This is a genomic window from Amycolatopsis sp. MEPSY49 (assembly GCF_051337345.1).
Taxonomy (GTDB): domain Bacteria; phylum Actinomycetota; class Actinomycetes; order Mycobacteriales; family Pseudonocardiaceae; genus Amycolatopsis.
In genome coordinates this window covers 467,456-482,270 of record NZ_JBDLYJ010000001.1, presented here as the reverse complement: position 1 = coordinate 482,270, position 14,815 = coordinate 467,456, and the positions used below count along the sequence as shown (strand labels likewise).

Sequence of the window (14,815 nt, the reverse complement as noted above, 5' to 3'; positions counted from 1 at the left end):
GCCGGTCACACCGCTGATCCGTGGTCGGGGGCCGCGTCGGCGGGACCCGCCGGGCGGGGGACATCCCCGGCCGGACGACGCGACGGTGAAAGACCCAGTCGACCCGGCACCAGCCCCAGACGACGCAGCGCGGCGTCGAGATCGGCTCCGAGCTCGGCGCTGGACGCGGTCGCGGACGGCGGCAATGCCCTTACGACCAACGCACTGCCGGGCGGCAGGGTTCCGAGCCGCGCCGAAACGAGGTGACGCAGCCGCCGGGTGACGCGGTGGCGGACCACCGAGTTGCCGACGGCCTTGCTCACCACAAAACCCGCCCTGGCCGCCGACGGCACAGCGTCGGCGGCCCCGGACGGGTCCGTGGTCAGCGCGTGGACGACGAGGCGGCGCTTGCCTGCCCGGGACCCGCGACGGAGAACCACGCGGAAATCCTCGCTCCGCCGCAAACGTGCGGCAGCCGGCAGCACGGCGCGCCCCGACGTGCCGGATCAGGCGGACAGCGCGGCGCGGCCCTTGCGACGGCGGCCCGCCAGGATGGCCCGGCCGGCACGCGTCCGCATGCGCAGGCGGAAGCCGTGCGTCTTCGCGCGGCGGCGGTTGTTCGGCTGGAAGGTGCGCTTACCCTTGCTCACTGCTTCTCCTGTGTGTCGCGTCGGGCGGAAGAATCTCTTCCCCCACCTGGCGTGTCGTGCGGGCGCACGGCAGTCTCTGGTGTCTCCTACCAACGAGTGGCCTCGTCACGACGAGCGACGACAACGTGGGCACGCGAATAGCACCCGTCGCATACGGGAGACCTTACGAGGGTACGCACCCCCGTCCGGCGCTCGGTAAGCACCCCCTCGGCCACGGTGCGCGACCGGCTCGCGAACGCGAGATCGTCAACGCCGGGGCACCGAATGGCAACACGCCGTACACCGTGAAATGCTTGCCGCCCAGGATGCCTTGTGGCAGCGGGCGGGGCTTGTTAGCGTGCCTCTCTCGGGTCACCGGTCGAGGTGCACGAGTATCCGGGTGGTGGAGTGCCCACCGGCGTACGACGAGCCCGCAGGTGGCGTCGCCGCGGGTCGCCGTACATTAGTGCACAGCTGTGGACAACTATGTGGATATTCGCTGTGCCGGTGCACACGCGGGTCCGCTGATGCCTACCGGACCGCGTGACCAGGGGCGTTCGGCCGTCCACGCCGACGAGGGGAGGGGAGCCAGACCGGTGTCGGAGCACCAGCACAATCTGGGCGTCATCTGGGAACAGGTGGTACGCGAACTGTCCGACGGGACCCTGTCCCCCCAGCAGCGCGCGTGGATGCGCGTGACCCGCCCGATCGGCCTGCTCGACGGCACCGCCCTGCTGGCGGCCCCCAGCGACTTCGCGAAGGAAGCGATCGAACGCGGCCTGCGCGGCGCGATCACCGACGCGCTCTCCCGGCGGCTCGGCCGCGCCATCTCGCTCGCGGTGAAGGTGGACAGCGCCGAGACCGTCGCGCCGTCGCCCTCGCCCCGGTACGTGCCGTCACCCGGCCGGGTGGAAAACGGCGTGAGCCCCGAGCCCGCTCCCGCGGTGCCGGGCAACGGCGCGCCGATGATGCCGCCGCCGCGTCCCGAACCCGCGCCCCCGATGCCGCCGCACCCCTCCGTGGCGGCGAAGGCCGACGACGGCGACGACACCGATGAAGAGGTGGACGAAGAAGGCGAGGCGCTCGCCGCCGTCCACGAGATCTGGCCGACGTTCTCCGGCCAGCCGATCGCCGGCCAGCCCTACACCGCGCCGGCGCAGCCGCAGACGTCGAAGACGAAGCTGAACGAGAAGTACACCTTCGACACGTTCGTCATCGGCGCGTCCAACCGCTTCGCGCACGCGGCCGCGGTCGCCGTCGCCGAAGCGCCGGCCCGCGCGTACAACCCGCTCTTCATCTGGGGCGAGTCCGGGCTCGGCAAGACGCACCTGCTGCACGCGGTCGGCCACTACGCGCAACGGCTCTTCCCCGGCATGCGCGTCCGGTACGTCTCGACCGAAGAGTTCACGAACGACTTCATCAACTCGCTGCGCGACGACCGCAAGGTCGCGTTCCAGCGCCGCTACCGCGACATCGACATCCTGCTCGTCGACGACATCCAGTTCCTGGAGGGCAAAGAAGGTACGCAGGAAGAGTTCTTCCACACCTTCAACACCCTCCACAACGCGAACAAGCAGATCGTCGTCAGCTCCGACCGCCCGCCCAAGCGCCTCGAGACGCTGGAAGACCGGCTGCGGACGCGGTTCGAGTGGGGCCTCATCACCGACATCCAGCCGCCCGAGCTGGAGACGCGCATCGCGATCCTCCGGAAGAAGGCCGCGCAGGACAGGCTGGCGGTGCCGGGCGAGGTCCTGGAGTTCATCGCCTCGCGCGTCGAGGCGAACATCCGGGAGCTCGAAGGCGCGCTCATCCGCGTCACGGCGTTCGCGTCGCTGAACCAGCAGCCGGTCGACAGCGCGCTCGCCGAAATCGTGCTCCGCGACCTGATCCCCGACTCGCACGCGCCGGAGATCACCGCGCCGACCATCATGGGCGTCACGTCCGAGTTCTTCGACGTGACGCTCGACGACCTGTGCGGCCCCGGCAAGACGAAGGCGCTCGCCACCGCCCGCCAGATCGCGATGTACCTCTGCCGCGAGCTGACCGACATGTCGCTGCCGAAGATCGGCCAGACGTTCGGCGGCCGCGACCACACGACCGTCATGCACGCGGACAAGAAGATCCGCAAGGAGATGGCCGAGCGCCGGCGCATCTACGACCAGGTGCAGGAGCTGACGTCGCGCATCAAGCAGCGCGCCCGCCAGTAGCACATCCCTTATCTCCCAACGACTTCGGGGCGTCCGCTCAATGTGGACGCCCCTTAGTCGTCTTTGGAGTGTCCGACGCGCGCGAAGCAGCGAAGGCGCGTACGCGTGCTTCGCCAAAGTCGCGAAAATTGTTTGTACACAAGGACTTTTCCCCACCGTGTGGGCGGATTGCCCACAGTGCCAACGGATCTCCCATCAGCGACGACGTGGATTCCGTCCACACCCCGCCCACAGGTGATCCACAGCGCATCCACACCCTTGTCCACGCTGATTCCACAGGTTGCCCACATTCTGTGCACAGGTCGGCCCGATCACTCGGTAGGGCGAACCGGACGCCTCCGCGCACCCCCAGACCCTGGGGACGGAAGGCCCCACACCTGGGGACAACCGTGGGGACAACTGGGCCCGGCTGTGGACGAATCGGGGGTCACCCGAAACCATCCACGGACGGCCCGATCTACCCACAGGACTGCCACCACGGTTCTCCACATGCCCGCGACCGCTCCGACCTGCGCGAACGAGCTCGATCCACACAATCCACACCGCTTACTACTGCTACTGCCTTTAGATCTCTTCTAAGAGAGAACAAAACAAAAACAGGCGAAGGACGAAGTTGGGGACAGCCGCGAGAACGTGTCGGCAAGTCGACAAAGTCAAGGGGAGGCCGAGGTGACGGCGGGGCCCGCGACGGCCTAACGTGGACGCCTGCACCTGGTCCGCGCTCCGGCCGCTCAAGCGGGAGGACGGACCGGCCGGAGGGGGCAGCCGGTCACTGCCCCGCGAGAACGAGGCCTGGCCCGAGCCACGAGCGCTCGGTCGTCGAAAGGATGCGCGCATGAAGATCCGCGTCGAGCGTGACGGGCTCGCCGACGCCGTCGCGTGGGTGGCCAGAAGCCTCCCCTCCCGGCCTCCCGTGCCGGTTCTGGGCGGTGTCCTGCTCGACGCCGGTTCCGACGGCGACTCCGACGCCCTGACCGTCTCGGGCTTCGACTACGAGGTCTCCGCCACGGTCGGCGTCCCGGCGACGATCGCCGACGGCGGTCGCCTCCTGGTCTCCGGGCGTCTCCTCGCCGACATCACCAAGGCGCTGCCCGCGCAGCCGGTCGAGATCTCCGTCGACGGCGCGCGCGCCACCATCACGTGCGGCACCGCGCGGTTCTCCCTGCCGACCATGCCGGTCGAGGACTACCCGCAGCTGCCGTCCCAGCCCGCCTTCGCGGGCGAGCTCGCGGGCGACGCGTTCGGCCAGGCCGTCACCCAGGTCGTCGTCGCCGCGGGCAAGGACGACACGCTGCCGATGCTCACCGGCATGCGGCTCGAGATCTCCGGCAGCTCCCTGACCCTCGTGGCGACCGACCGCTTCCGGCTCGCCATGCGCGAGTTCACCTGGCAACCGGCCGAGGGGCTGGCCGACGCCGCGGTGCTCGTCCCGGCGCGCACCCTCGCCGAGGCCGCCAAGACGCTCGGCGCGAGCGGCGCCACGATCCGCCTGGCGCTCGCCAGCGGCGAGGGCCTGCTCGGCCTGTCCGGGTCCGGGCGGTACACGACGACCCGCCTGCTCGACGCGGAGTTCCCGCCGTACCGCCAGCTGCTGCCCGCGTCGCACACCTCGCGCGCGGTCATCGACGTGTCCGCTCTCACCGAGTCCATCAAGCGCGTTTCGCTGGTGGCGGAGCGGGGGACTCAGGTACGACTGGAGTTCGGGGACAACTCGCTGCGGTTGTCCGCGGGCGGCGACGACGAGGGAAGCGCCGAAGAGGAGCTTCAGGTCGAGTACGAAGGTGAGCCGGTGACCATCGCGTTCAACCCGGGTTACCTCGTCGACGGCCTCGGCGCGCTCCACAGCGACCGGGCGGAGCTGACGTTCACCACGCCGAACCGGCCGGCGCTGATCAAGCCCGCCGACCCCGAGGGCAACGTCGTCCCCGGCTACCTCTACCTCCTGATGCCGGTCCGCCTCCCGGGCTGACCCGCCTACCTGCTTTAGGGGGTCCGGGTGGCGGAGCCCCCGGCCGGGGCGAAGCCCCGCAAGACACTGTTAGCACGTAAGGGGATCTCGATGGTTCAGCTCGGTCTGATCGGCCTGGGCAAGATGGGCTTCAACATGCGTGAGCGGCTGCGCGCGGCCGGTCACGAGGTGGTCGGCTACGACCGCAACCCGGACGTCTCCGACACGACGTCGCTCGAAGACCTGGTGTCCAAACTGGACGGCCCGCGGATCGTCTGGATCATGGTCCCGGCCGGCGACCCGACGCGCCAGACCGTCACCGAGCTGAGCAACCTGCTCGCCGCCGGCGACATGGTGATCGACGGCGGCAACTCGAAGTACACCGACGACAAGCTGAACGCCGATCTGCTGGCGGCGAAGAACATCGGCTACGTCGACTGCGGTGTTTCCGGTGGCGTGTGGGGCAAGGAGAACGGCTACGGCCTGATGGTCGGCGGTACCGCGGCCGACGTCGAGAAGGCGATGCCGATCTTCGACGCCCTGCGTCCCGAAGGCCCGCGCGAAGAAGGTTTCTCGCACGCCGGCGACGTCGGCGCGGGGCACTACGCGAAGATGATCCACAACGGCATCGAGTACGGCATGATGCAGGCCTTCGCGGAAGGCTTCGAGCTGCTCGAGGCCGCGAAGGTCGTCAAGGACGTGCCCGCCGTGATCAAGGGCTGGCAGCGCGGCACGGTCGTCCGGTCCTGGCTGCTCGACCTGCTCGTGCGCGCGCTCGACGAGGACCCGGAGCTGGACGACCTCGAGGGCTACGTCGAGGATTCCGGCGAAGGCCGGTGGACGCTGGAAGAGGCGATCAACAACGCGGTGCCGGCGCCGGTCATCTCGGCCGCGCTGTTCGCGCGGTTCGCCTCGCGCCAGGAGCACTCGGCCGCGATGCGCGCGGTGGCCGCGCTGCGCAACCAGTTCGGCGGGCACGCCGTGAAGAAGGTCGGCGGGTAAGGAGCAGCTGGTGTATCTGCGTCACCTGCAGGTCACCGACTTCCGCTCCTGGCCGCAGGCCGATCTCGCGCTCGAACCGGGCCCGACCGTGCTGGTCGGCCAGAACGGTCGAGGCAAGACCAACCTGCTGGAGGCGATCGGGTACGTCGCGACGCTGGGCTCGCACCGCGTCGCGACGGACGCGCCGCTGATCCGGCACGGCTGCGAGCGCGCGCTGGTGCGGGTCGCGGTGGTCAACGACGACCGCGAGCTGACGGTCGAGCTCGAGATCACCAACGGCCGCGCGAACCGCGCCCGGGTCAACCGCGGCGCGGTCGGCCGGCCGCGCGACGTGCTCGGGATCCTGCGCACGGTGCTGTTCTCGCCGGAGGACCTGGCGCTGGTCCGGGGCGACCCGAGCGAGCGAAGACGGTTCCTCGACGAGCTCCTCGTGCTGCGCGCGCCGCGGTACGCGGGGGTCCGGGCCGACTACGAGAAGGTGCTGAAGCAGCGCAACGCCCTGCTCAAGACGGCGGGGAAACGACGTACGGGCCGCGAAGACCCGTACGCGCTTTCGACGCTGGAAGTCTGGGACGACCACCTCTCGGTGGCGGGCGCGGAGCTGCTGGCCGCACGCCTGAACCTCGTCGCGGACCTCGGGCCGTACGCGGCCGCGGCGTACATGGGCGTGGCGCCGGACTCGCGGCCGGCGAAGATCTCGTACAAGTCGTCGCTGGGTGACGCCCTGCCGGAGACGTACGGCGTACCGGATGGCGAACGGGCGCAACCCGAAGTCCTCAAGGACGTCCTACTCAAGGCGCTCGGTGAAACTCGGAAAGCCGAGCTCGAGCGCGGGATCAGCCTGGTCGGCCCGCACCGGGACGAGCTGGAGCTGATCCTGGGCGAGGCGCCGGCCAAGGGGTACGCGAGCCACGGCGAGTCGTGGTCGTTCGCGCTCGCCCTCCGGCTCGGCAGCTACGAGCTGCTGCGCGGGGAGGCGGGCGAACCGGTGCTGCTGCTCGACGACGTGTTCGCCGAGCTGGACCGCAAGCGCCGGGCCCGGCTGGCCGAGGTGGCCGCGAGCGCCGAACAGGTGCTGGTGACCGCCGCGGTCGACGAAGACGTGCCCAGCGAGCTGGCCGGCGGCCGGTTCGTGGTGGCGGATGGTGAGATCACACGTGGCTGAGCAGGGCGAACCGGCGTCGGCAAGATCGACTCGCACACCCCGTGTGATCGCCGACACAGCAGTTACCCACCGATCTGGGGACAAACCTGTGGACAGTGTGGATAAACCCGTGCCCGAGTTATCGCCGCGCGTGACCAAAACCCCGGAACAGCCGCTTGACGCCCCCCGCACGGGGGTTAACCCACGTGGGCAGGTCCCTTCGGGTACGCAGAGTGAAGGCGGCACTGCTCCGAACGGGCAGACGGGCCGGGACCTGGCCCACGCCGCGCTCGAAGCGGCGAAGGCGAAGGCCAAGGAACGCGGGACGTCGCCGGGGTACCGGCGCCGCGCGGCCGGCGGTGGCGGGGGCCAGAACCCCCGGCGTCGCCGCTGGTCGGGGCCGGGAGCGGACCCCCGCGACCCGCAACCGCTGGGCCGGCTCGTCTCGCGGCTGGTCACCGACCGCGGCTGGAACGAGAGCGTCACGACCGCCCGCGTCTTCGCGCAGTGGGCCCGGCTGGTCGGCGAGGACGTCGCCGAACACGCCCAGCCGGTCGCGCTCAAGGACGGCGAGCTGACCGTCCGCGCCAGCTCCACGGCGTGGGCGACGCAGCTGCGGTTGCTGCAGGGGAAGCTGCTGCACAAGATCGCGGCGGGGGTCGGGAACGGCGTCGTCAAGCGCATGCGGATCCAGGGTCCGACCGCCCCGAGCTGGCGGAAAGGGCCCCGGCACGTGCCGGGTCGCGGCCCGCGTGACACGTACGGCTGACCCGGGTTGCGCGATGCTCGGTTGAATGCCCCGAGAACGCATCCAGACCTCCCGAAATACGTCAAGACTCGGCTCGGACCGATTTCGTCCGTCTGCGACGCGCTCAGGGGTGTCCTTGCCGCATGCCAGCGGACGCGGCCAAGTACACTGGGAGGGAGCGAGCGTCCGCTCGGGCGAGACGAGGAGAAACAACGCCGGTGACCGAGAACAAGCACGAGTACAACGCGTCGTCGATCACGGTGCTCGAAGGCCTCGAAGCGGTCCGCAAGCGCCCCGGCATGTACATCGGTTCCACCGGTGAACGCGGCCTGCACCACCTCGTCCAGGAGGTCGTGGACAACTCCGTCGACGAGGCGATGGCCGGCCACGCAACCAAGGTCGAGGTTACCCTGCTCGCCGACGGCGGGGTGCGCGTCGTCGACGACGGCCGCGGCATCCCCGTCGACATGCACCCCAAGGAGCAGAAGCCGACCCTCGAGGTCGTGCTGACCGTGCTCCACGCGGGCGGCAAGTTCGACAGCGACTCCTACGCGGTGTCCGGCGGCCTGCACGGCGTCGGCGTCTCGGTGGTGAACGCGCTGTCGACGAAGCTGCTCGCCGAGGTCAAGTACGGCGGCCGCAGCTGGCGCCAGGAGTACACCGACCAGATCCCCGGTCCGCTCGAGGACCTGGGCCCGGCGTCGGAGACCGGCACCACGATCACCTTCTGGGCCGACAAGAACATCTTCGAGACCACGACGTACAACTTCGAGACCATCTCGCGCCGGCTGCAGGAGATGGCGTTCCTGAACAAGGGGCTGACGCTGTCCCTGCGCGACGAGCGCGTCGCCGACGAGGAGACCGAAGCCGACGCCGAGGGCAAGGTCGCGCGGGTCAAGGAGAAGACCTACTGCTACCCGGGCGGGCTCGAGGACTTCGTCAAGCACATCAACGGCAGCAAGGACCCGATCCACCCCAGCGTGATCTCCTTCGACGCGAAGGGCACCGGCCTCGAGGTCGAGGTCGCGATGCAGTGGAACACCGGCTTCACGCCGTCGGTCTACACGTTCGCCAACACGATCAACACCCACGAGGGCGGCACCCACGAAGAGGGCTTCCGCGCGGCGCTGACCCGCGTCGTCAACTCCTACGCGCGCGACAAGAAGCTGCTCAAGGAGAAGGACGCCAACCTGACCGGTGACGACGTGCGCGAGGGCCTCGCCGCGATCGTCTCGATCAAGCTGGCCGAGCCGCAGTTCGAGGGCCAGACCAAGACCAAGCTGGGCAACAGCGAGGCCAAGACGTTCGTGCAGCAGACGTCGAACGAGTGGCTGGCGGACTGGTTCGAGCGCAACCCCACCGAGGCGAAGACGATCATCAACAAGTCGATCTCCTCGGCGCAGGCCCGGATGGCCGCGCGCAAGGCGCGTGACCTGGTCCGCCGCAAGGGCGCGCTGGAGATCGGCGGCCTGCCCGGCAAGCTCAAGGACTGCCGCTCGACCAACCCGTCGGAGTGCGAGCTCTACATCGTCGAGGGTGACTCGGCCGGCGGCTCGGCCAAGGAGGGCCGGGACTCGATGTACCAGGCGATCCTGCCGATCCGCGGCAAGATCATCAACGTCGAGAAGGCCCGCATCGACCGCGTCCTGAAGAACACCGAGGTCCAGTCGCTGATCACCGCGCTGGGCACCGGCATCCACGACGAGTTCGACATCTCGAAGCTGCGCTACCACAAGATCGTGCTGATGGCGGACGCCGACGTCGACGGCCAGCACATCACCACGCTGCTGCTCACCCTGCTGTTCCGGTTCATGGCGCCGCTGATCGAGCACGGTCACGTCTTCCTGTCGCGGCCGCCGCTGTACAAGATCAAGTGGCCGCGGGCCGAGCCGGAGTACGCGTACTCCGACCGCGAGCGCGACGCCGTCATCCAGGCGGGCGTCGAGGCCGGCAAGCGGCTGCCGAAGGACGACGCGATCCAGCGCTACAAGGGTCTCGGCGAGATGAACGCCGAAGAGCTGTGGGAGACCACGATGGACCCGGCCAACCGGCTGCTGGGCCAGGTCACCATGGACGACGCCGCCCAGGCGGACGAGCTGTTCTCGGTCCTGATGGGCGAGGACGTCGAGGCTCGCCGGTCGTTCATCACGCGCAACGCCAAGGACGTGCGCTTCCTGGACGTGTAGGCGTCCCCCGTTCTTCGTCCCGCTAGGCCCCCGCACCCGAGAAGGACCTCATGACGGAAACCTTGCCGCCGGCTCCGGAACACGACCGGATCGAGCCGGTCGACATCCAGCAGGAGATGCAGCGCTCCTACATCGACTACGCGATGAGCGTCATCGTGTCGCGGGCGCTGCCGGACGTGCGTGACGGCCTCAAGCCCGTCGCCCGCCGGATCCTGTACTCGATGTTCGACTCCGGTTTCCGGCCGGATCGCGGGTACAACAAGTGCTCCCGCGTCGTCGGCGACGTCATGGGCAACTACCACCCGCACGGTGACTCGGCGATCTACGACGCGCTGGTCCGGCTGGCCCAGCCGTGGTCGCTGCGCTACCCGCTGATCGACGGCCAGGGCAACTTCGGCTCGTCGGGCAACGACCCCGCGGCCGCCATGCGGTACACCGAGTCCCGGCTCGCGCCGCTGGCCATGCAGATGCTGGCGGACATCGAAGAAGACACCGTCGACTTCTCCGACAACTACGACGGCCGCACGCAGGAGCCCGACGTCCTGCCGTCGCGGTTCCCGAACCTGCTGGTCAACGGCGGTTCCGGGATCGCGGTCGGGATGGCGACGAACATCCCGCCGCACAACCTGCGCGAGGTCTCCGAGGGCGTCGCCTGGGCGTTGGAGAACCCGGAGGCGACCGACGACGAGCTGCTGGCCGCGCTGCTGGTGCGGATCAAGGGCCCGGACTTCCCGACCAAGGCGATGATCCTCGGGACGTCCGGCATCGAGGACGCCTACCGCACCGGCCGCGGCTCGATCCGGATGCGCGCGGTCGTCGAGGTCGAAGAGGACGCGAAGGGCCGCACGATCCTGGTCGTGTCCGAGCTGCCGTACCAGGTCAACCCGGACAACCTGGTCGAGAACATCGCGAACCTCGTCCGCGACGGCAAGCTCACCGGCATCGCCGACATCGCCGACGAGTCCAACAGCCGCTCGGGCATGCGGATCGTCGTCACGATCAAGCGCGACGCGGTCGCGAAGGTCGTGCTGAACAACCTCTACAAGCACACCCAGCTGCAGCAGAACTTCGGCGTCAACATGCTGGCCCTGGTCGACGGCGTGCCGCGCACGCTGCGGCTCGACCAGATCATCCGGCACTACGTGAAGCACCAGGTCGAGGTCATCGTCCGGCGGACCAAGTTCCGCCTGAAGAAGGCCGAGGAGCGGGCCCACATCCTGCGTGGGTACGTCAAGGCGCTGGACATGCTCGACGAGGTCATCGCACTGATCCGGCGGTCGCCGTCCGCGGACGAGGCCCGGCCGGCCCTGATGGAGCTGCTGGACGTCGACGAGATCCAGGCGACCGCGATCCTCGACATGCAGCTGCGGCGCCTCGCTGCCCTGGAGCGCCAGCGGATCATCGACCAGCTGGCCGAGATCGAGCTCGAGATCGCCGACCTCAAGGACATCCTCGAGAAGCCCGAGCGGCAGCGCGCGATCATCCGCGACGAGCTGATGGCGATCGTCGACAAGTACGGCGACGACCGGCGCACGAAGATCATCGGCTTCAGCGGCGACGTCACCGACGAAGAGCTCATCGCGGTCGAGGACGTCGTCGTCACCATCACCCGCACGGGGTACGCCAAGCGGACGAAAACGGACCTGTACCGCTCGCAGAAGCGCGGCGGCAAGGGCGTGCAGGGCGCGACGCTGAAGCAGGACGACATCGTCCAGCACTTCTTCGTCTGCTCGACGCACGACTGGATCCTGTTCTTCACGAACAAGGGCCGCGTGTACCGGACCAAGGCGTACGAGCTGCCCGAGGCCAACCGCAACGCGCGCGGCCAGCACGTGGCGAACCTCATGGCGTTCCAGCCGGACGAGCAGATCGCCCAGGTCATCCAGATCAAGAACTACGAGGTCGCGCCGTACCTGGTGCTCGCCACCCAGCGCGGCCTGGTGAAGAAGACCAAGCTCACCGACTTCGACTCGAACCGCTCGGGCGGTCTCATCGCCATCAACCTGCGCGAAGGCGACGAATTGGTCGGCGCGGTCCTGGCCGGCGCCGAGGACGACCTGCTGCTGGTGTCGGCCGAGGGCCAGTCGATCCGCTTCCACGCGACCGACGAGGCACTGCGCCCGATGGGCCGCCCGACGTCCGGCGTGATGGGCATGCGCTTCAACGACGGCGACGAGCTGCTCGGCATCAGCGTCGTCAAGGAGGGCAAGTTCCTGCTGGTCGCGACGGACGGCGGGTACTCCAAGCGGACGCCGATCGAGGACTACCCGGTGCAGGGCCGCGGCGGCAAGGGCGTGCTCACCATTCAGCACGACCGCAAACGTGGCAGGCTGGTGGGTGCGCTCATCGTCGACGCCGAGGACGAGCTCTACGCCATCACCTCGAGCGGCGGCGTGATCCGCACGCCGGCGGGCGACGTGCGCAAGGCAGGACGGCAGACGAAGGGGGTCCGGCTGATGAATCTCGGCGAAGGCACCACTCTTCTCGCCGTCGCACGCAACGCGGACGAGCCTTCGGACGTCGCCAATGGTGACACCCCCGAAGAGGCGCCGGCTCCGGAAGCACCTGACGCGGCGGGTGAGGAAACGACGGCCACGCCGGAGCAGTAAGTTTGCTCTCCGACGGCGGCCCCACGGCACGGGTAAGGACTGACTCTTCGTGACACCATCCGAGAATCCCGAGGCAGCGGGTTCGAACGGGACTCCGGCGAGCCCGCCCTGGCAGAGGGTTGGCAAGGACGGCGACTCCGAAGCGACGGTCAAGCTGGCCACGGAGGACGCGCTGCCGTCCGGGGAGACCCAGCCGGTCTCCCCGGACCAGCGCCCGGTGGTAACGGGCAGCGCGGCCCCCAAGCTGTTCGGCGACACCCCGCCGTCCGGCGCCGAGGTCCCCCCGGCCTCGGCCCAGCGAGCCCGCCCGAGCGCGCTCCGGCGTCCGGGCCGCGGCCCCCGCCGGGCATCGCTGCAGGTCAAGCGGTTCGACCCGTGGTCGGTGCTGAAGCTCTCGCTGGTGCTGGGCGTGGCGATGTTCTTCGTCTGGCTGGTAGCGGTCGGCGTCCTGTACACGGTGCTCGACGGCATGGGCGTGTGGGACAAGCTGAACGGAACGTACTCGTCCCTGGTGGGCGGCGAAGGAGCCAACGCGTCCTCGGAACCGCTGATCAGCGCGGGCCGAGTGTTCGGCATCGCGGCCATCCTGGGCGCGATCAACATCGTCCTGGTGTCGGCGCTGGCCACGGTGAGCGCGTTCATCTACAACGTGTCGGCTGACCTGGCCGGAGGCCTGGAAGTCACGCTGTCGGAGCGAGAGTAACCCGGTTGCAGGGCCCCTCCGGGGGTCCTGTAAAGTTCTCCTCGTTCAAGGGCCTATAGCTCAGGCGGTTAGAGCGCTTCGCTGATAACGAAGAGGTCCCAGGTTCAAGTCCTGGTAGGCCCACAGAACAAGGCCGGTTCGCAGTTCGCGAATCGGCCTTTTTCATTTCAGCCGGCGTCGTGGGCGGTGTTTTCGAGCCAGTGCTGAGCAAGCGCGGTCTCGCCGTCAACGGTGACGCCGGTCGATTCGTGGTCGGTCAGCGGAAGCCGCCGGGTCAACGTCAGCAGCAGCGCGCTCGCCGGGCCCGTCAGCGTCACGTCGGCCGGCCGGGCACCGGGCTGCCACTTTGCTCCGTCCGGCCGCCGTTCGACGAACCACGCGTCCGGGGTGTCGGTGGCCTGCCACAGCAAGGTCTGCCCGGTGCCCCGGATGGCGTGCGCCGACTCGGATCGCTGCAGTTCCCATGTGGGCGAGGAGAGCATCGTCAGGTGGTTGCCGATGAGCGCGGCCGCGACGGTGGCGTCGATGTCGGCCGGCCGGTTCGCTGCGTTGGCCGCGTCGAAGCCGTGGATGACCGCCTCGTTGACCATGCTGGTCAGCCAGAACCGCGTTCCGGACCGCTCGTCGCCCGCGGCGTTGAACACGGGTGCGTCCAGCGCGTCGTCGGAGCACGCGGTCGCGACGCGCTGTGCGGACTCCGTCAGCCACCCTCGCCACTCGCTCGGACTGCCCGGGGGTGTGGCCATCTCGGTGGGCAGCTGGGTGGGGTCGGTGATGCGCCGTTCGATGATCTCCGCGACCCAGTGCTGGGTCTGGCCGATGTGCGCGACCAGATCGGAGACGGTCCACTCCGGGGCGGTCGGTACGGCGGCGCCGGGTCCGGCCGCGATGGCTGCTTCCGCCAGCTGCCGCGTGTGGTCGACGATCGCTCGCCGGGCTTGGTCCGCGCTCAGTTCGGTCATTGCTCGCCCCTCGGTCGATGGTTCGCCTTCGGCAACGCGTCGAACGAGGATGGCCGGAATCGACAGAGTCCGGATACAGGTCAGCCCTGCCGGGAAGAGAATGAACCGGCAGGGCTGAGCGGTCACGGTCGGCGCGCGCCACGGTCGCCTCTCGGCGAAGTGGCTCAACGCGGCTCCAGCCGAACGGAACTCCGCGAAGGCGGTGGTTGAGGCCCGGGGGACACGGTGGGCACGTCGACCAGTGGGTACAACGAGACACCCCGCCCCCGTATTTCCGGCTCGATGTGACCTGCGTTACCTGCGCAATCGTGGTTCCACGTGGAACCACCGCCCCCGACGGTGGCCGCGGCCGGTGCAGTAACATCGCGGGGTAAGGGAAGCAAGCTGAGAAGGGGGCTTCGGTGAAGAAGCTGCTGGCACTCGCGGTCATCGCGGGCGGCGTCCTGTTCGTCGTGAAGCGCAACAAGGCGGCCAAGGCGGAAGCCGACCTGTGGCGCGAGGCGACCGCGCCGGTCCCCTCGAACAACGGCACCACCCCGGCCAAGCCGGCGGGTGCGTCCCACAACTGAGTTTCCCGCGGGCGACACTCGCCCGCGCCCGGGGCTGTAGCTCAATTGGTAGAGCACCGCCTTTGCAAGGCGGGGGTCAGGGGTTCGATTCCCCTCAGCTCCACACCGAAATCCCGGCGTAGCCTGGCT

The 14,815-nt window shown here is 69.2% G+C and carries 12 protein-coding genes and 2 tRNA genes; 11 read left to right on the top strand and 3 right to left on the bottom strand.

All coding sequences use genetic code 11. The features are described from left to right. Nucleotides 1–5: 5 nt before the first annotated feature. Together rnpA and rpmH are read right to left on the bottom strand one after the other, a co-directional pair. Nucleotides 6–464, bottom strand: a complete 459-nt coding sequence (gene rnpA / locus ABFJ78_RS02485; RefSeq protein ID WP_436383940.1) for a ribonuclease P protein component — start codon at nt 462–464, stop codon at nt 6–8. A gap of 21 nt (nt 465–485) precedes the next feature. Beyond that, nucleotides 486–629, bottom strand: a complete 144-nt coding sequence (gene rpmH, locus ABFJ78_RS02480; RefSeq protein WP_003082934.1) for a 50S ribosomal protein L34 — start codon at nt 627–629, stop codon at nt 486–488. A gap of 575 nt (nt 630–1,204) precedes the next feature. Between rpmH and dnaA the strand changes: the two genes are divergently transcribed. The 9 genes from dnaA to ABFJ78_RS02435 all read left to right on the top strand — a co-directional run bounded on the left by dnaA (nt 1,205) and on the right by ABFJ78_RS02435 (nt 13,278). Next, nucleotides 1,205–2,815 carry a chromosomal replication initiator protein DnaA gene (gene dnaA / locus ABFJ78_RS02475; protein WP_436383938.1) on the top strand — a complete coding sequence of 537 codons (1,611 nt, stop codon included), beginning with the start codon at nt 1,205–1,207 and terminating at the stop codon, nt 2,813–2,815. Nucleotides 2,816–3,650: 835 nt separating this feature from the next. Beyond that, nucleotides 3,651–4,784 (top strand): DNA polymerase III subunit beta, encoded by a 1,134-nt coding sequence (gene dnaN, locus ABFJ78_RS02470; RefSeq protein WP_436383936.1) that lies wholly within the window; start codon nt 3,651–3,653, stop codon nt 4,782–4,784. A gap of 90 nt (nt 4,785–4,874) precedes the next feature. After that, nucleotides 4,875–5,765: a phosphogluconate dehydrogenase (NAD(+)-dependent, decarboxylating) gene (gene gnd, locus ABFJ78_RS02465; RefSeq protein WP_436383934.1), complete on the top strand. Its 891-nt coding sequence runs from the start codon at nt 4,875–4,877 to the stop codon at nt 5,763–5,765. A gap of 10 nt (nt 5,766–5,775) precedes the next feature. Then, entirely contained in the window at nt 5,776–6,930 is a 1,155-nt protein-coding gene (gene recF, locus ABFJ78_RS02460) for a DNA replication/repair protein RecF (RefSeq protein ID WP_436383932.1), read from the top strand. 253 nt (nt 6,931–7,183) lie between these two features. After that, the gene (locus ABFJ78_RS02455) at nt 7,184–7,678 is read left to right on the top strand and encodes a DciA family protein (RefSeq protein ID WP_436385362.1); all 495 of its coding nucleotides are present in this window, start codon (nt 7,184–7,186) and stop codon (nt 7,676–7,678) included. A gap of 197 nt (nt 7,679–7,875) precedes the next feature. Next, nucleotides 7,876–9,843: a DNA topoisomerase (ATP-hydrolyzing) subunit B gene (gyrB, locus tag ABFJ78_RS02450; RefSeq protein WP_436383931.1), complete on the top strand. Its 1,968-nt coding sequence runs from the start codon at nt 7,876–7,878 to the stop codon at nt 9,841–9,843. Between the two features lie 50 nt (nt 9,844–9,893). Next, complete coding sequence (gyrA, locus tag ABFJ78_RS02445) at nt 9,894–12,452, top strand: DNA gyrase subunit A (protein WP_436383930.1); 2,559 nt, start codon at nt 9,894–9,896, stop codon at nt 12,450–12,452. A 49-nt stretch (nt 12,453–12,501) separates the two neighbouring features. Continuing rightward, nucleotides 12,502–13,155, top strand: coding sequence for a DUF3566 domain-containing protein (locus ABFJ78_RS02440; protein WP_372667568.1), 654 nt, complete (start codon nt 12,502–12,504; stop codon nt 13,153–13,155). A gap of 49 nt (nt 13,156–13,204) precedes the next feature. Then, nucleotides 13,205–13,278: transfer RNA gene (locus ABFJ78_RS02435), tRNA-Ile, on the top strand. Nucleotides 13,279–13,322: 44 nt separating this feature from the next. On the opposite strand, the gene ABFJ78_RS02430 is transcribed toward ABFJ78_RS02435, so the two are convergent. Further along, nucleotides 13,323–14,117 (bottom strand): maleylpyruvate isomerase family mycothiol-dependent enzyme, encoded by a 795-nt coding sequence (locus tag ABFJ78_RS02430; protein WP_436383929.1) that lies wholly within the window; start codon nt 14,115–14,117, stop codon nt 13,323–13,325. Nucleotides 14,118–14,518: 401 nt separating this feature from the next. Between ABFJ78_RS02430 and ABFJ78_RS02425 the strand changes: the two genes are divergently transcribed. Both ABFJ78_RS02425 and ABFJ78_RS02420 read left to right on the top strand, forming a co-directional pair. After that, nucleotides 14,519–14,686 carry a DLW-39 family protein gene (locus tag ABFJ78_RS02425; protein ID WP_086679331.1) on the top strand — a complete coding sequence of 56 codons (168 nt, stop codon included), beginning with the start codon at nt 14,519–14,521 and terminating at the stop codon, nt 14,684–14,686. A 30-nt stretch (nt 14,687–14,716) separates the two neighbouring features. Continuing rightward, a tRNA-Ala gene (locus tag ABFJ78_RS02420) sits at nt 14,717–14,789 on the top strand. Nucleotides 14,790–14,815 lie beyond the last annotated feature (26 nt).

Bases quoted from the DNA above. Each gene is read 5' to 3' on its own strand.
- gyrA (WP_436383930.1), top strand. From the start codon at position 9,894: ATGACGGAAACCTTGCCGCCGGCTCCGGAACACGACCGGATCGAGCCG.
- dnaN (WP_436383936.1), top strand. From the start codon at position 3,651: ATGAAGATCCGCGTCGAGCGTGACGGGCTCGCCGACGCCGTCGCGTGG.
- gnd (WP_436383934.1), top strand. From the start codon at position 4,875: ATGGTTCAGCTCGGTCTGATCGGCCTGGGCAAGATGGGCTTCAACATG.
- ABFJ78_RS02430 (WP_436383929.1), bottom strand. From the start codon at position 14,117: ATGACCGAACTGAGCGCGGACCAAGCCCGGCGAGCGATCGTCGACCAC.